The organism is Pseudohaliea sp., assembly GCF_054552115.1.
On sequence record NZ_JBTOLW010000048.1, the window covers coordinates 1 to 15,524 of the forward strand.

Consider the following 15,524-nt stretch of genomic DNA (forward strand, 5'->3'; position numbering starts at 1 on the left):
GGGCGGATGGTGGGGGGTACCCCCAATCGCTCCCCAATACACGCTTGGTGGGGGCACCCCCCACCATCCGCCCCTACCGTGGTGGGAACACTCGCCCCCGGAAGCGCACGAAAAGACTTTTGAAAACCCCTTAGCGAATCACCTTGACCCAGTCGCCGGTGCGCGGCTCGCCGCGCGGGTAGAAGCCGTTGATCAGCCGCAGCTGCGCCTCCGCGTCGGGAATTGGCGAGCCGGCCGCGAGCGTTTCCATGGTCGCGCCCCGGGGTACCTGGATATAGCGCACATAGCGCGGCTGCCCGCTCTGCCGCTCCTGCGGCAGGATAGGCCGGAAGGTAGTGATGATCTCCTTCAGGGCGGTGTCACTGGCGGCGAAGTCCGCCGCCTCGCCCTCGAAGAGATAAGTCAGGCCGCCGAAGTCGATTGCCGCCAGCCGCTTGCTCTTGCCCCCGGCGGTTGCCACCGCGCTATAGCCCGTGAGCCCGGCCTGCTCGAGCGCCTCGCCGCCGGAAAGGTCGCCCCGGGCCAGGTCCGTGAGCACCGTCTCTGGGTTGGTATCGGGGTTGCGGCGGCGCAGGGTGATGGTGACGGCCGCGCTGCCGTCGCCGGCGCGGGCGACCACGGCGCTGGCCCCGGCGTTTACCCGCCAGCCCTCGGGGTGGGCGAACGTGAAGCCCAGCTTGTTGTGGTAGTAGCGGTTGTCGGCACGCTGTCCCTGGATGCTCTGTCCCCAGACGAGGCCGTCGGTCAGCTCGCGGAACTCGCCCGGGCGTGACGGGTCCTCGATATAGGTCCCCGTGTCGAGTTCGTTTGCCGCGCGGATCACCGTCTGCAGGCGCTTGTCGTTGCGCGGGTGGGAGGCGTACAGGCCGTGGTAGGTGGCCAGGGGCTTGCCGCTCGCCTTTGCCTTGAGGCGCTGGAACTGCTCCTGGTTCTTGAGTACGCCGATGACCTCGAAAAGGGACTCCGGGTCGTAGCCGGCCTTGTACATGTACTCCGCGCCGAGACCGTCGGCCTCGAGTTCCATCTCCCGGCCGTAGCCGCTGATGAGTTCTGCGCCGTACATGCTCGAGGCCTCGTAGAGGGCCCCGGAGCCCGTGAGGACGTAGGCGGTGGTGGCGAGCACCTGGGAGGTCACCCCGGCGGCCTTGCGCCGGGCGTGGTGCCGGGCGGTGACGTGGGCGATCTCGTGCGCGAGCACCGCGGCCAGTTCCGCCTCGCGGTCGAGGTAGGCGAGTAGGCCGCGGTTCACGTAGATGTAGCCGCCGGGGGTGGCGAAGGCGTTGATGTCCGGCGCGTCGATCACCGAGAAGGTGAAGTCCCGCTCCGGCATGTCGCTCTTCGCCACGAGGCGCTGGCCGACGCGTTCGACGTAGGCGGCGAGTTCCGGGTCGTCGTAGAAGGCCCCCTCGGCCTTGAACTTCTCGTACATCTCCTCGCCGGTCTCTTCCTCGCCGCCCTGGCTGCCGAGGACCACCGTGGCGCCGCCGGTGGCGGGGTTCACGGTGCAGCCGCCGGCGAGGAGGGCGGCGAGGAGCAGGGCGAGCAGCCACCCCTGCCGCTTCAGCCATGGAATTACGCACGGCGTCAGGGGCGAGTAGGGGTGTCTTCCCTCACAAAGCGTGTATCGGGGAGCGACCCGGCCAGGCAAGGCTGAGAGAAGACACCCGTACTCGCCCCGGAGTTGCGCGAAGAACCGAAAGACGGGACGCAGGAGCGGGTGCACGGGCTCAGTGCTCGCTGGAGAGGAACTTGAGGAGCTGGTCGCCGAGGCCGTCGCAGGCCGTGCCCTGCACCGGCGCGATGATCGGTATGGGGACGACCACCGCGGGCATGTAGGACTGGCCGCTGGCGGAGGTGTTCACGCGGCCGACCTCGGCCCGGTCCGTGAAGTCCCAGATGGTGGCCTCGTAGGTCGAGTCGTTGCCCCAGGTGCCGAAGCCGAAACAGCCGGCGCCGCCGGGGCCCACGCCGCAGGTCATGGACCCTGCGGAATTGGTTTGCACCGTGCTGCCGTCGACCCAGATCAGGTACTCCGTCTGCAGGCTGGCGAGCCGTTCCGCCACCGGCGGCTGCGTCATGAGGCGGTCGAGGTCCGCCGGCCGCAAAGGGGCGGTCCGCGGCTCGAACCAGGGATAGAGGCTGTTCAGGAACTCGAGCTCGCCGATGACGTTGATGCTCGGGTCGCCGCGCTGGATGTGCTTGCCGATGCACTGGATGAAATCGGGCTCCGTTTCGTAGTCGCTGGCGTGGCGGCGGCCGAGGATGACCACGCTGGCATCGCCGACGCCCTCCGCCGGCTCGTTGAAGACCATCTCGTCCACGGTGGCGGTCACGCAGCCGGTGGTGAGCAGGGCGGCGGCGAGCGCGGGGGCCAGGCGGGCGAGGTGCACGGCGAGGGTGCGTAGGCTCACGGTCCTTCCTCCGCTACGGCCGCCGAATCATTCACTGATCCCGCCGCTGCCCCGTCTCCGGATCCTTCCGCTGCCCCGTCCCCGGGCCCTGCCAGGGCGCCCTCTCGCGGGCCGGTCGCAACCGTCGCCGGCGCCTCGAGGGCATCCATCCAGGCGGCGACCTCGGGTACCCGGGTAAAGCTGGTGGCGAAGTGCGCGCCGGCGTCGCGCAGGGCGACCACGGCGGCGAGGTTGACCGCAGCCTCGTCGGACTGCAGGAAGGCGGTGGGGGTCTTGCCGTAGGCGGTCATGGTCCAGTCGGCGATGGTCTCGCCCCGCGTGGTCACGAGCTCGAAGGCGTAGCGCATCCAGATCTCGTAGACCTTGATGTTGGTCTGGGCGGGGATGGCGTACTGCAGCTCGTCGACCCGGGGGATGAGGACCGCGTCCACGGCGGGGTTCATCTGCTCCGGTGCCGGCCGGGCATCCATGGGCACCACCCGCTCGAACATGCCCGTGAGCAGCGTATCCCAGAGCTCGACCTGGGCCTCCCCGGTGCGCACCAGCCAGTCGGACTCGGCGCGGCCCTTGGCCTCGTCGAAGAATTCGTGCTCGCGGAACCCGGGCTCGTACCAGACGCCGAGGGTGAGCGGCAGCTTGCTCATGAGCGGCTCGGGGAACTGGCCCTGCACCACGACTTCCTTCGCGCCGCAGCCCGCCAGGGCCAGCAGCGCCGCGAGCAGCAGCGCGCCGGTCCAGGGGCGGCGTTCAGGGGCGGAAGTCGTTGAGCCCGACAAAGGTACCTCCGTTCCGATAGGTCAGCTCGCGCATGAGCGTGGCGAAGCGAATACCGGTCGTCTGCAGGTTCGGCGGACGTATGAACTGTACGGGGAAGCCGACCGCATGGATGCGTACCCGCTGCTCGCCGTCCGCCGCCTCGCGGTTGATCTGATCCACCGTATCCACCACCTGGGCGATGGACTCACCCGTAAACTCGTCCCCGAAGACGTAAATACTAATCTTTTTCCCGGGGTCGTAAAACGTGCGCACGGCCTGGGTGATGCCCTCCACGGGGCTCGAGTTCGAGAACACGTTCCAGTTGCGCAGGTTCTGCATGATCACCTGCCGGCGCCCCGGCGTATCCGGGATCCACTGGCCCCGGTAGCGGCTGAACATGTAGTTGCCCATGTCGTTGAGCACCTGGATGCCCTTGACGTCGGGATAGATCGCGAGCGTCGCCTCGAGTTCCCGCAGCATGCGCTCCCAGGCGTAGGAGAACATGGAGCCGGAGGTGTCGATGATGAAGATGATGTACTCGCTGTCGACGGGGATGCCGCCGATCAGGTTGTTGCTGCGCTCGAGGCCGGCGAGAAGCCGCTTCTGTTCGGCCGTGAGGCTCTGCCGGGCGATAGCCAGCTGCTCGGTGATGGTGCTGTTGCTGTTCTTCTCGACCTGGATGCTGTCGTAGCGGGAGCGGGCGCTCGCCAGCTGGCCCTGGAGGATGGCGATGCGCTCCTTGTACTCCGAAAGCTGCTCCTGCTTCGCGTTCAGGTCGCGATTCAGGACGACGCTCTCGCCGCGCAGCTCGAAGAGCTGCTCCTGCAGGTCCGCGACCCGGCCCTCGAGATTCACCGTGGAGGCCTCGATGATCTGCGGCTGCACGGTCTTGGTGATCATGAGCAGCAGGATCACGGCCCCGAAGCCGCAGCAGATTACGTCCAGGAAGGACAGGGAGAACTCCGCCATTTCCCGCCGTGCCTTGCGCATCAGGGCCAGTCTCTCGAGGGGCTCATGAAGGAGCCGCCGGTCGCCTGGGCCAGCTGCCAGAACTCGGAGGCGGCCATGGGGTCGCCCTCCATGGGCGCGAGAATGATGTTCACCGGCACGTTCTGCGGCAGGGAGCGGATGGCGTCGCGGTAGAGTTTCACCCGCTCATTGCCCGACACCCTGGTTCCCCGGGGCGGGTTCGCCCCCTGCGTGGGCAGCCCGTCGGTGATGAGGAAGATGTTGTCCGGCATGGGCGACAGCCGGCCCAGGGCGACGAAGGCGTTGTGCAGCGAGGTGCCGCCGCCGGGCACGAGCCTGCCGAGGGCCGTGCCCACGGACTCGAGCTGCGGCTGGTTGGCCACCTCGAGCCATTGGCCGTCGCTGTCCGGGAGCACGGAGCGCGCTTCCGTATTGAAGGTGATGACCTGGTAGCTGGCGTCCACCGGCAGCTGGGCGCTGAGCCAGTTCACGGTGTTCACCGCGCGCTGCCACTTGCCGGAAGCGCGCTGTACGTCCTCGCCCATGTTGCGCAGGCGGATCACGTTCACCAGTTTGTCGGCGAGCATGCTGGCCGAGCTGTCGAGGAGGATGGCGATGTGCCGCCCGCCGAGGTTGAGCCCCGTGAGGTACTGGCGCTGGCCGTCGCCGGTGAAGGTGCGCGCGCTGCGCCCGCCTTCCTTCTTCGCCGCCTCGCGCAGCCGCTTCACCTCCTCTTCGAGGGACTGTACCTCGGCCTTGAGCTTCTCGATGGCCGCGTCGTCCGTGTAGCCGTCCTCGGCGAGGTCGCGGATCAGGGCTTCGTAACGGTCGATTTCCTCGGTGACCCGGGTGGCACGGCCCTGGGCCTCGACGATGGCGAGGTCCGTGTCGTCGAGGGCGTTGCGCAGCGCCACGAGGCCTTCCTCGCCCTCGCGGATATCCTCCTCGAGCATGTTGACCTCGGAGAGGAGGTCGGCGTTCAGCTCCTTCGACTGCACCTCGATGCTGTGGTCGATGATCAGGAAGACCAGCACCACGGCGCCGAAGCCGCAGGACATGATGTCCAGGAAGCTCAGGTTGAAGGTGTTGAAGCTGCGCTTGCGCCTGGCCATCGTGACGCTAGTCGTCCACGACGATCAGTTGCCAGTGGCCGCCACCCACGGCAACCCGGTCTCCCGCCGCGAGCGCCGCGCCGTTCCAGGGGCCGTCGTTCACGGTGGCCGTGCCGCGCCCGGGGGCGAGGCGCCAGCCGCCGTCGCCGTGCACCAGGGACCAGCCATCGGCGAGGGGCATGTTGTAGGCCAGGGGTCGGGCCCGGCCCTCCGTCAGCAGGTGCGTGGGTGCGGGACCGCCGGGTGCCGGGCCTGCTGCGCTCGCCGGGGGGGCGGCGTCCCGCTCCGGCTCTCCGCCTGCCGGAGGGGACGCACCCCCGGGCCGGCCGGTGGTGGCGCCGGGCGTAGCAGTCACCGGCAGTGCCCGCACCAGGTGCAGCGCCTCTCCGGGCTGGACGATGCGCTCGCCGTGGGCGGCCAGCGCCTCGGGCAGGTCACGGCTGCCTGTCACGCGTGCGCCCGGGAATCCCTGGGTGAAGCCGGGCAACAGGTCCGCCAGCGAATCCACGAGCAGGCGCGGCGCGTCGCCGCCCCGGCCCAGCTCCCGGGCGACCCCGTCGTGCAGGCGCCGGCCCGCCTCGCGGAGTGCGTCATAGCCGATGCGGGTGCGGTAGCCGCCGACCTCCAGGGTGGTGTCGTCGGTTTCGCGCAGCGCGGCCAGCGCAGCGCCGAGGCTGTCGTAAAGCTGCTGCTCTGTCTCCGCCTGGCGCCGCGGGTCGAAGCGGGTGTTCTCGATGAAGCTGCGGGCGATCGCTTCCACCAGGCTTTCCTGCAGGGCGAGGAGCCCGCAGCCGGTGAGCACCTGTTCGCCGGTAACACGCAACTCGCCGGCTTCGACCTCAAGGCGGGTCAGCAGGGCCTGGTGCAGCTGCAGTTCGAGGTGGCAGGTGGAACCGCGGGCGCCATGGGCGGCCGCCACGAGCAGGCTGCGGTTCGCGAGCCCGACGGCGTCGAAGGGGCAGGCGCGGATGATGCCGAGGAGCAGCGACAGCTGCTCCTTGTGCAGGCTTTCCGGGACGGCGAGCACGAGCTCGCCGGGCTTGCCGGCGGCCTCGTGCAGCGCCAGCAGGTGGCCGTGCACGAGGTCCGCGCTGTGCCGGGCAGGGCCCAGCGCCGGCTGCAGGGGACGGGTGCCGAGCTGCCACCAGTAGCGCGTGTTGACGTTGCGCGGCTGGCGCCGGGCGTTGGCCCGGGCGTCCTCGCCGTAGCGGTAGTTGTCGCCGTCGAGGAGCGCGTAGCCCGGGCTGCGCACGGCGCGGCCGTCGTGCCAGAGGCGGAGCTCGCTGTCGAGGATGTCGAGGAGCGCCGCCATCAGTCCGGCGCCACCAGGTGGCGCATGAGGCGCTTGTCGGCGTAGCGCTGCGCGTCGAGCACGAGGCGTTCCTGGGCCAGCTGCAGCTGGTGCAGGCAGAACATGATGATGATCGACAGCACCAGGGCGACGAAGGTGCTGTTGAAGGCCACGCCGAGGCTGGCGGTCACGCCGGAGATATCGCCCTCCACGGCCTCGTAGGCCTGGCCCAGGGCGTCACCGATACCGCGCACGGTGCCGATGAAGCCGATGGAGGGAATCGCCCAGGCGATGTAGCGCACCATGGAGAGCTCCGAGTCGAGCCGGTCCGATTCCACCTCCACCTGCTCGCGGATCGTCTCGGAAACGGCCTGGATCGAGCCCGTGGTGGCGAAGCGCTGCAGGGCGGCGAGGAGGGTCCGCGGCAGCAGGTAGTCCCGCTGGTGGGCGGGCAGCGCCTCGATGCTGCGACTGTACTCCCGGGCATCGGGGGGCAGCACGCTGGTGCCCTCGGGGATGTCGATGAGCGATGCCTCGAGCAGCTGCCGTTCCTTCATGTTCTGGCGGCCCTTGTAGCCCATGATCGCCAGCGCCCAGATAAGCAGGATGAAGCAGGCCTCCTGCTCGAAGTCGCGGATCACGACCGCGAGGGAGCGCTCCGGCACGGCCTCCGCACCGGCGGCGATGGCGGCCGCCTGCTCGCGCAGCTGTGCATCGGCCACCGGCCGGATGGCGCCGACGTAGGCGCCGTGGACGACGATGATCGCCAGCAGCAGCGCCGCGACCTGGAAGAGGAATTCGCCGGAGAACTGGTTCTTCATGGTCGTCCCTAGATGTCTACCGGGAAAGAAACGGAGAGGTCCTCGGAGATTTCCTCGGAGGCCTGGTAATCGAAGGGGGAGCTGTCATCGGCCACCGGGGGGGGGTCGGCCCGGGGCCCGCCCTCAGCGTCACCCTCACCGCCCGTCGCGGAGGCACCGTCTTCTGCAGCCGGGGGTGCTGCGGGCGTCGCGTCCGCCTCCTCCGGCGCTTGCGCACCCGCCAGGGGCGCGCCCAGCAGCAGCAACAGCAGCAGGGGTGCCAGTGCGTCCCTCATGGCTCACTCCGCATAACGTGCGATCCGGAATCCTACGTCATCGCGTCCGCGCTGCCCATAATCCCGGAAGGTCAGGCGCAGCTCGGTCAGCTTGGACAGGGCCCAGCTGGCGCCGCGGATCGTGTAGTTGTCGCCGCTCGGGGAACCGAGCGGGTCCGTCCTGACGATCGTGTTGGCCGGGGGGATGACGTAGACGTCGTTGACCCACTCGGCGGCGTTGCCGCCGAGGTCGTAGAGGCCGTTGTGGTTCGGCGGGAAGCTGGCCACCGGTGCGCTGACCACGAAACCGTCCTCGTAGCCACCGAGGACCCGCCCGGTGACGTAGGCGGACGTATTGTCGGCGAGGTTCTCCACCGGGGTTTCCGGCGGGAAGTCGTCGCCCCAGGCGAAGCGCTGCAGTTCCTCCCCGTTGACGCGGCTCACCCAGGCCCATTCCGCTTCCGTGGGCAGCCGGTAGCCGGTGGCCGAGGGGCGGAAGCCGGTGATGATGCCCTGCTCCTCGGTATAGAAGGGTGGCAGGCCCTCCTTGCGGCTGAGCCAGTTGCAGAAGGCGGCGGCCTGCTGCCAGCTCACCTGCACCGCCGGCTGCTGCTCCCGGTTGAGGCTGTTGCCCTGCACCTGGCCGGAGTTGTGGCTCCCCTGGAAGAGGCGGAACTGGGCGTTGGTCACCTCCGTAGTCTGCAGGTAGAAGGGCCGCTCCAGGCGCACCGGGTGGAGAACTTCGTTGGCGCGCCGGCCGGGGTCGCGGCGGGAGGCGCCCATGGGGAACTCGTTGCGCGGGGCCAGCTTCGGATCGAAAAGGCGGAGGGTTTGGCCGAGGGCGGTGGTGAGCTCTGCGGGCAGCCGCGCCTTGCGCGCCTCGGCCTCGGTCATGAGCTTGAGGGTGACCAGCTGGCGCAGGCCCTCGCGGGGGGTGACGCGCCGGCGCAGGGTCTCGTAGCCGGCGAGGGTCGCGACGATCTCATGCTCGACCTCGGGCAGGGAAACGGTCTGCGACCCGGTGCCCACCCGCTCGCCGTCGATGCGCAGCTCCGCCGCCGGCGGGTCGACCTCCAGCACGACCTCGCCGAGCCGTGGCGCCAGGCGCAGTTCGCGCTGCTCGGACGCGCCCGCGGCGACGCTTACGCTCTCGCGGTAGCGGCGGTAGCCGGGGCGGGACAGGGCGATCTCGTGGGCGCGGTCCGGCGCCAGCTCGACGCTGAGTGGTGTCTGCCCGCGGAACTCGCCGTCCACAGTGACGTTGGCGCCGCTCGGCCGGCTCGCGAGCTCGAGCACGCCGGCGGCCGGCGTGAGGGCAAGGGTGCCGAGGTCCCGCGGTTCCCCGGCGACCACGTCCAGGGTGGTGCGGTACTCGGCAAAGCCGGGGGCGCGCAGGCGCAGCGTGCGCTCGCCCTGCAGCACCTCCACGGTCGCCGGTGTCTCGCCGAGGACGTCGTCGTCGACGGTGATCGTCGCGCCGGCGGGTTCCGAGGCCAGCGTGATCTCTGCCCAGGCCGGTGCCAGCTCGAGGTGGATGGTCTGCGCGATGGCGCGGCCGGTGACCTCGATGGTGGTTTCCAGGGGCAGGTAGCGTGGCGCTTCCACGGCCAGGCGGTGCTCTCCGGCGGCGATGTCGACAGCGCCCAGCGGCGCCGCGCCCAGGGGGTCGCCGTCGAGGCGCAGCGCGGCGCCCTCGGGCAGGCCGGCGAAGCTCACGCGACCGGGCAGCGGCTGGAGCGTGACCTCGTAACGCTGGGTCTCGGCGCTGCCCACGTCGAGGGTGCCGCGGTGGGGCTCGTAGCCCTCGGCGCGAACCACCAGCGGATAGCTGCCGGGGCGGACCAGGAAGCGCTGACCGAAGGGCAGGGCAAAGCCATCGATGGCGATGCTGGCCGGGGTCTCGGCGACCACGGCGACTTCCACCGAGCGCGCGGTCAAGAGGAACGCCAGGGCGAGGAGGAACAGCGCCGCTACGGCGGCGCCGACGATGGCAACGGGGCGCAGGCGCCGCCTCGGCGCCGCGCGGTCGTCGGCCAGGGGCTGGAAGGCCGCCGCCTCGATCCGCTCCCTGGGGCCGCTGCCGCGTTCCCGGTCGTTCATCGGATGGCCTCGGTGCAGGCGACGGTGACCGTCAGCGACGGGTCTTCCGGCGCCACGCGGAAGGTCTCGCGCACATCCCGGTAACCCGGGCGCGTGCCCACGGCGGTGTATTCACCGGGACGCAGTTCCAGGGTGCGCTGCTCGAAGGTGCCCAGCCGCGCCACGCGGTAGACGGTGACGCTCGTCTCCCCGTCGGAGCGCAGGGTCACGGCAACCTCGGTGTTCGCGCGCTCAAGCAGTGCCGCCAGCCGGTCTGCCTGCGCCTCGAGCCGCGGCTGCGCCGCAGTGCCCTCTGCAAGCGCACCGCGCGCCCGCGCAAGGAGCCGGGCGGCATCGCCGGCGACGGCCGGGTCCGCGAGGCGGTCCGGGTCGTCGATGACCTTGCCGAGCGCCTTGTCGAGGGCCGCCCGGGGCTCGGCCGTCTCGAGGCCGCGCTGGGCGAAGAGCACGGTGGGGTCGAGGGCGAGGGCGGCCTCGTAGCGGCGCAGGGCCTCGTCCCAGTCCTCGGCTGCGGCGGCGCTCTCCGCCGCGCTGCGCAGGTCGCGAAGCTTCGCAGCGGTCTCGACCACGCTGACCTCCTGCAGGGCTGCTGCGGCTTCCGGGCTTCCCGGCACGAGGCGCTCGGCGCGGCGGAAGGCGCTGCGGGCCTTGTCGAAGGCCTCGTCGTCGAGGGCCGCGTAGCCCTCGGACATGGCCCCGGTAAAGCGCTGGCGTGTGAGCGCCTCCGACACGCGTGCCAGTTCTGCCGCAGCGCGCTGGTGCGCCGGGTCCGCGGCCGTGGCCCCGGCGAGGGCTTCCCGGGCGGCGGCAAGGTCGCCCGAGTTCTCTGCCTCGGTGGCGCGTTCAAGACCGGCGATGACCTCGGGCAGGGCCTCGACCCGTTCGCGCAGGGCGGCGGTGCGGGCAAAGCCGGGTTCAAGCTGCTCTGCCGTGGATACCGCGGCCTCGGCGGCGGGCAGATCGCCTGCCTCGATCGCGGCCCCGGCGGCGGCCAGCTGCGCATCGCGCTCTTCGGGGATACGCGCCTCCAGCGCCAGGGCTGCTTCAAGCGCTTCCCGGTAGCGGGCGATGGCCGCCTCGAAGTCCCGCTCGCGGTAGCGTTCGTCGCCTTCGGCCGCGCTTTCCTCGACCGCGGCCATGGCGTCGGCACCCCAGTCGGCGACCGCGCGGTTCTCCAGGTTCTCGCGCACGTCGAGGAGCTCGGCCAGGATGTCCTGCGCCTCACCGCGCAGCCGCGCGGCCTGGGCCTCGGCGTAGGGTGAGCGCTCGGCGCCGGCGGGCGTGGCTGCCGGCGCTGGCGCCGGGGCTTCTTTGCTGCGCTCTTGCGCGGCGGCCGGGGCGGACCCCGGCGGTTCGGGCGCCGCCACGCGGCCGGGCAGCCAGAACACGACCAGCAGAGCGAGCAGGGCGAGGCCGCCGAGGGCCGGCAGGACCCAGCGCGGTGTGCCGCTCGCGCCTGCCGGCGTTTCCTCCGCCGCTACCGGTGCGGCGTCGAACGGTGCCGGTTCAACGCGCTCGAAATCCTGCGCCATGGAGTCCCCTGTCCGTCCCTGGTGGTGGTCAGCCGTCGCTGCCGTCGTCAGCGTTACTGCCGGCGTCTGCCTCGGGCGGCGCGAGCGCGCCGACCTCGTTGCGATAGATGTCGGCGAGGAGGTCCCGCCACTGGTGGTACTGGTCCTCGACGTTGCCCGAGAGCATCACGGTGCGGTCCTCGAGCTCGATGACCCGCGGGGTGACTTCCGCCTCCAGGGAGAGGCCGAGCTCCGCCAGGGCCTCGACATGGATCTTCGCTTCGGCGCGGGTCTCGAGCCCCGTCTTCAGAAGGTAGCCACCACCGATGATGGCGACGTTGCCGGCCGTGCGGGTCGTCCGCGAGTCGCCGCCGCTCGCCGCCGCGATGCCGGCGAGGATCGCGGCGCCGCCGGCAATGAGCTGGCGACGGCTCTCGGCCTCCAGCTCCTGCATCGCGACGACTTCCTCGTAGCTGAGCTTACGCCATTCCTGGTAGGGGCCCTGCATGTCGCCGCGGAAGCCCGTGTAGTAGCCCTGCAGCGTGTCGATGAACAGGTTGTCGCGCTCGCGGATGCCCTGCACCCGCTCGAGCATGGGGTCGTCCTCGGCCGGCAGGCGGGCAATGCGCAGTTCGCCATCCCGGCCCTGCCGCAGGTAGCCGTCGAAGGCCTCCGGGGCGAAGCTGCGGGCGAAGCGCAGCTCGCTCACGGTGCGGATCTCCCCGGCCTCCCCGTCGGCGAGGGCGAGCTGGTGCTCGAGGAGGTCGTTGGCGATGCGGTGGTAGACCGCCTGGAAAGGATCGTACTGGCGCCGCGTCCTGTTGTCGTAGGCATAGCGGCTGGCATGGCCTTCATAGGTGTTGTCGAGCCAGACCTTGCCCCGGGCGTCCACGGCGCGCACGGCGAGCTTCAGCTCCTCGCCGTCGGAATGGAGGATCGTCCCGTCGATGCGCAGGTCCGTGATCCGCTCGTTGTCCGGTACCACGCGCACGGCACCCCAGGCGCCCGTGTCCTGCATGGTGGTGGCCAGCAGCTGCGGGATAAAGCGGGCCTCGGCGCGGCGGACTTCCGGGTAGACGCGCTGCTCGTCATCCTCTTCGAGGTCGTCGAGGCCCGGGTCGAAGATGGCGACCCCGACGTCGAGCAGTTCCGCCTCCGCTACCGGCGCTTCCGGATAGGCGAGGGGCGGCACGGAGGTGGTCTTTACCGTCTGGCTCACGCAGCCGGCAAGGAGCAGCCCGCAGGCCGCCAGCAGCGACAGCAGGAGGCGCGTCACGGCTGTTCGATACCCTTGTACTTGCGGTACTCGGCCCAGAGCTTCTCGCGCACGGCCGGATCGGGCTCGCGCATGGCGGCCTCGCGCAGCTGCCGGGCGACCACGTCGTCATCGTTGCCGTCCGGGATGTCCGGAGGCGGGGGATACTTGGCCGTGTTGTCCGGGATACCGCCGCCGCGGCTCGCGCCGCCCATGCCGCCGCCGCTGGAATAGCCGCCGCTGTCTGCAAGCACGCGGCCGTAGCTGCCGCCGGCCCCGCCCCTGCCGGCTTCCTCCGTTTCACCGGTCGCGCCGCCGCCGCCGGCGCGCTCGCGCTCGGCGGCGCGCTGGGCGGCCTGTTCCTCGAGGATCATGGCATCAAATTCGCCGGCGCCGCGTTCGAGCTCGGCGTCGAGGATCGCAACCTGCTCCGCCGCGGTGAGCGTACCGCCGCCGCTGCCGGTCATGGTGCCGTTGCCAGTCGCGGTGCCCGCCGTACCCGCGCTGCCTGTGCCTCTGTCCTTGCCCGCCGTCCCGCTGCCGCTCCCGGCAGTGCCGGCGGCTTCACTGCCCGCGCTGCTTCCGCTGCCGGTGCCCGCAGCGGCGACGGCGCCTGTGCCGCCCCCACTGCCCTGGCTGCCGCTCGCGCCGCCGGCATCGCCCGAAGCGCCGCCTGTACCGGCGGCGGGCTCGTCGTCGGTCATGGTCGGCAGGGCATCGGCGCCTGCCCCGCTGCCGCTCTCGAAGCCGGGCTCGCCGGCCTCGGCTACCGTGTCGGCGCCGCCGGCCTGGCCGCTCTCGCCGCCGTCAGTCCCGCCGGCACCCGGGGTCAGGTCGCCTTCCGGGCTGCCGCTGGCGCCGCTGTCGGCGCCGGTCGACGAAGCCGCATCGCCGGCCGGGGGGGCGCCGCCATCGGTGCTGGCGGTGCTGCCCGGGCTGCCGGCGCTCGGGGCAGGGCTCGAGCTGCCCGGCGCACCGGCGCTGCTCGGGGTACCGGACGGGCTCGAGGCGGGGCTGGCGGAGCCGGCGCTGGCGCTCGATGAACTCGAGCTGGACGAGCTGGACGAGCTGGAACTCGAACTGGAACTGGACGAACTCGAGGAACCGGAGCTGCTCGAGGGGCTGCTCGGGGACGGCGGGGTGGGCATCGAAACGGTCGGGGTGGTCGGCGTGCTCGCGCTCGGGCAGCCCGCCAGGGCGAGGCAGGCGATCACGGTGGCGGCGGCGCCGAGGCGCGCTGCGCGGTTATTGCCAGTTGCTGGTGTCATAAGCCCATTGGATCCCGGTCGTCGGCACCGGCTGGCCGTCCGCGAAGCGCGGCCGGAACTGCGTCCGGCGCAGCTTGCGCAGGAGCCGGTTGGCGATGCCCTCATTGTCATCCGCCTCATCGACACGATCGAGATCGCGTACCCGACCGCGCTCGTCCACGGTGAATTCTACCAACAAATTCGCCCCCTCCGGCGGCACGGGCTCGGGCAGGGGGCGGATGCCCTCGAGCGCCGGCAGTGCCACGGGAGCGCCGAAAAGGTCGGCTGTCGCAGTTTCGGCATCATCGAGGGCCGCAAGTTCCGCAAGGGCATCGGCGTAGGCCTGGGCGGCATCGTCGGCCTTGTCGTGCCAAAGCCGCCAGTCGCCGAGCAGCACCAGCGCTTCGGCGTGTTCCCGGGGGCCGGCGCCGGGCTGCGCCTGCTGCACGTCGTAGATGGCGCGGATCACCGACCCCCCCTGCTTGTAGCTCTGGCTGCGAAAGGCGACGAAGCGACCCTCGTCCACCCGCGGGTCGAAGGGGTCGGGACGCAGCCCCGTCGGATCGGTGCCGTCGAAGCCGCTGATCAGGTACTGGGCGCGCAGCATGCCGTAGAGCGGCGGCAGCAGGTTCGGGGAGCTGTCCCCTTCGCTCTCGGCAAGCTCCGAGAGTGCCAGGCGGTACAGGTTCCACATGCGCAACAGGCGCTCGAAGCCGTTCTCGTCGAGGCCGAGCTCGTAGGCACGGCGTTGCCAGCGCGCCTGGCGCATGAGTGCGAGGCTGCGGCCGGCGTCCGTGAGCGTGCGCTGCTGCACTCGGTAGAGATAGCGGTGCCGGTCGTCGGCGGCCTGGAAGTCCCCGAGCGCCATGTGGCTGCGGATTTCCGCCTCGATGAGGGCGAGCTGCTGCTCGCTGTAGAGGCCCTCGTTGACCCGCGCCAGGTGCACGCCGCGCTTGAGGACGCGGATGGCCTCGGCGTGCTGGCCGGCCTGCTGCAGGGCGAGGCCGAGCTCGAGCAGGGGCTCGGTGAGACCCGTGCTGTAGGCACCGCCGGCCTGTTCCAGGGCACTGATCTCGTCGCGGTAGCGGCGGATGGTGTCGCTGCGTACGACATCGAGAGCGGCGGCCTCGTCATCGAGGGCATCGTGTCCATCCGCCACCGGCGCCGGCTGCGCCACGGCGAGGGCAGTGACGAGGGCGGCGCAGGCGGCGGCCCCTGTCCGGCGAAAGTTCATCGGTCGATCGCGCTCATTGCAGCAATTGGCTCGCTTACGCCAGTATAACCATATCTGTCTACGCCGGCGGGCGGCGGGCGGCTCAACGCGCGCCCCCGGAGCGCTCGCCGGCCACGGTAGGATGTGCGATGGACCCGATCCGCGAAGAGCTCGAGCGGCGCTGGCAGCAGATGCTCGAGCGGGCCGCCGCCGGCGACGACCTGCCGCCGGCGCTGCGCCTGCGTGCCGAAGGGCTCATGGAAGCCCTGGTCCTCACCGGCGCTGAGGAGCCGGCAGCGCTGTCGGCCGCCATGGCCGACGCCTGGCAGCAGGCCATGGGGGAGCCGCTGTCCGCCACCCTGGGCGAGGACTGGGCATCGGTCCACCCCTTCCCGGCGATCCCCTTCTACCAGGCGCGGGCGCCGGTGGTTCCCAGCACCGGCGATGATTGAGGATGGCTTGCGTTGCAGGTCATCGCCGTTTCCCGGGGTGAGTGCGGGAGCCTTCTCTCAGCCTGGCCCGGCCCGGTTGGTCCCCCCCCCACCCCTTTTTCGGGGAGAGGCCCCCCCCCCCCCCCCCCCCCC

The 15,524-nt window shown here is 71.0% G+C and carries 14 protein-coding genes; 1 reads left to right on the forward strand and 13 read right to left on the reverse strand.

The window, feature by feature from the left end; all coding sequences use genetic code 11:
* Positions 1 to 130 precede the first annotated feature (130 nt).
* From ACX93N_RS15830 to ACX93N_RS15890, 13 genes are all read right to left on the reverse strand, one after another.
* The gene (locus ACX93N_RS15830; protein WP_459429407.1) at positions 131 to 1,501 is read right to left on the reverse strand and encodes a M48 family metalloprotease; all 1,371 of its coding nucleotides are present in this window, start codon (positions 1,499 to 1,501) and stop codon (positions 131 to 133) included.
* A gap of 226 nt (positions 1,502 to 1,727) precedes the next feature.
* Positions 1,728 to 2,312, reverse strand: coding sequence for a hypothetical protein (locus ACX93N_RS15835; RefSeq protein ID WP_459429420.1), 585 nt, complete (start codon positions 2,310 to 2,312; stop codon positions 1,728 to 1,730).
* Positions 2,313 to 2,407: 95 nt separating this feature from the next.
* Positions 2,408 to 3,187 (reverse strand): hypothetical protein, encoded by a 780-nt coding sequence (locus ACX93N_RS15840; protein WP_459429408.1) that lies wholly within the window; start codon positions 3,185 to 3,187, stop codon positions 2,408 to 2,410.
* Positions 3,159 to 4,157, reverse strand: a complete 999-nt coding sequence (locus tag ACX93N_RS15845) for a VWA domain-containing protein (RefSeq protein WP_459429409.1) — start codon at positions 4,155 to 4,157, stop codon at positions 3,159 to 3,161. The genes ACX93N_RS15840 and ACX93N_RS15845 overlap by 29 nt, the downstream gene beginning before the upstream one ends.
* Positions 4,157 to 5,248, reverse strand: a complete 1,092-nt coding sequence (locus tag ACX93N_RS15850; RefSeq protein ID WP_459429410.1) for a vWA domain-containing protein — start codon at positions 5,246 to 5,248, stop codon at positions 4,157 to 4,159. The genes ACX93N_RS15845 and ACX93N_RS15850 overlap by 1 nt, the downstream gene beginning before the upstream one ends.
* 7 nt (positions 5,249 to 5,255) lie before the next feature.
* The gene (locus ACX93N_RS15855) at positions 5,256 to 6,560 is read right to left on the reverse strand and encodes a hypothetical protein (protein WP_459429411.1); all 1,305 of its coding nucleotides are present in this window, start codon (positions 6,558 to 6,560) and stop codon (positions 5,256 to 5,258) included.
* Positions 6,560 to 7,360, reverse strand: a complete 801-nt coding sequence (locus ACX93N_RS15860) for a MotA/TolQ/ExbB proton channel family protein (protein WP_459429412.1) — start codon at positions 7,358 to 7,360, stop codon at positions 6,560 to 6,562. Before ACX93N_RS15860 ends, ACX93N_RS15855 begins: the two co-directional genes overlap by 1 nt.
* Positions 7,361 to 7,368: 8 nt before the next feature.
* A complete protein-coding gene (locus ACX93N_RS15865; protein WP_459429413.1) occupies positions 7,369 to 7,635 on the reverse strand; it encodes a hypothetical protein in 267 nt (88 codons plus the stop codon).
* Between the two features lie 3 nt (positions 7,636 to 7,638).
* Positions 7,639 to 9,714, reverse strand: a complete 2,076-nt coding sequence (locus ACX93N_RS15870; protein ID WP_459429414.1) for a PEGA domain-containing protein — start codon at positions 9,712 to 9,714, stop codon at positions 7,639 to 7,641.
* Positions 9,711 to 11,246 carry a coiled-coil domain-containing protein gene (locus ACX93N_RS15875; protein WP_459429415.1) on the reverse strand — a complete coding sequence of 512 codons (1,536 nt, stop codon included), beginning with the start codon at positions 11,244 to 11,246 and terminating at the stop codon, positions 9,711 to 9,713. The genes ACX93N_RS15870 and ACX93N_RS15875 overlap by 4 nt, the downstream gene beginning before the upstream one ends.
* A gap of 28 nt (positions 11,247 to 11,274) precedes the next feature.
* Positions 11,275 to 12,501 (reverse strand): hypothetical protein, encoded by a 1,227-nt coding sequence (locus ACX93N_RS15880; RefSeq protein ID WP_459429416.1) that lies wholly within the window; start codon positions 12,499 to 12,501, stop codon positions 11,275 to 11,277.
* Complete coding sequence (locus ACX93N_RS15885) at positions 12,498 to 13,748, reverse strand: hypothetical protein (protein ID WP_459429417.1); 1,251 nt, start codon at positions 13,746 to 13,748, stop codon at positions 12,498 to 12,500. The genes ACX93N_RS15880 and ACX93N_RS15885 overlap by 4 nt, the downstream gene beginning before the upstream one ends.
* Positions 13,726 to 14,961 (reverse strand): energy transducer TonB, encoded by a 1,236-nt coding sequence (locus tag ACX93N_RS15890; protein WP_459429418.1) that lies wholly within the window; start codon positions 14,959 to 14,961, stop codon positions 13,726 to 13,728. The genes ACX93N_RS15885 and ACX93N_RS15890 overlap by 23 nt, the downstream gene beginning before the upstream one ends.
* 128 nt (positions 14,962 to 15,089) lie before the next feature.
* On the opposite strand from ACX93N_RS15890, the gene ACX93N_RS15895 reads away from it, so the two are divergent.
* Positions 15,090 to 15,392, forward strand: a complete 303-nt coding sequence (locus tag ACX93N_RS15895; protein ID WP_459429419.1) for a hypothetical protein — start codon at positions 15,090 to 15,092, stop codon at positions 15,390 to 15,392.
* The last annotated feature ends 132 nt before the right edge of the window (positions 15,393 to 15,524 follow it).

Excerpts from the sequence above, each read along its gene's own strand:
- ACX93N_RS15835 (WP_459429420.1), bottom strand. The coding sequence starts at position 2,312 with ATGGTCTTCAACGAGCCGGCGGAGGGCGTCGGCGATGCCAGCGTGGTC.
- ACX93N_RS15885 (WP_459429417.1), bottom strand. The coding sequence starts at position 13,748 with ATGACACCAGCAACTGGCAATAACCGCGCAGCGCGCCTCGGCGCCGCC.
- ACX93N_RS15855 (WP_459429411.1), bottom strand. The coding sequence starts at position 6,560 with ATGGCGGCGCTCCTCGACATCCTCGACAGCGAGCTCCGCCTCTGGCAC.
- ACX93N_RS15860 (WP_459429412.1), bottom strand. The coding sequence starts at position 7,360 with ATGAAGAACCAGTTCTCCGGCGAATTCCTCTTCCAGGTCGCGGCGCTG.
- ACX93N_RS15875 (WP_459429415.1), bottom strand. The coding sequence starts at position 11,246 with ATGGCGCAGGATTTCGAGCGCGTTGAACCGGCACCGTTCGACGCCGCA.
- ACX93N_RS15850 (WP_459429410.1), bottom strand. The coding sequence starts at position 5,248 with ATGGCCAGGCGCAAGCGCAGCTTCAACACCTTCAACCTGAGCTTCCTG.
- ACX93N_RS15845 (WP_459429409.1), bottom strand. The coding sequence starts at position 4,157 with ATGCGCAAGGCACGGCGGGAAATGGCGGAGTTCTCCCTGTCCTTCCTG.
- ACX93N_RS15895 (WP_459429419.1), top strand. The coding sequence starts at position 15,090 with ATGGACCCGATCCGCGAAGAGCTCGAGCGGCGCTGGCAGCAGATGCTC.
- ACX93N_RS15890 (WP_459429418.1), bottom strand. The coding sequence starts at position 14,961 with ATGAACTTTCGCCGGACAGGGGCCGCCGCCTGCGCCGCCCTCGTCACT.
- ACX93N_RS15870 (WP_459429414.1), bottom strand. The coding sequence starts at position 9,714 with ATGAACGACCGGGAACGCGGCAGCGGCCCCAGGGAGCGGATCGAGGCG.
- ACX93N_RS15865 (WP_459429413.1), bottom strand. The coding sequence starts at position 7,635 with ATGAGGGACGCACTGGCACCCCTGCTGCTGTTGCTGCTGCTGGGCGCG.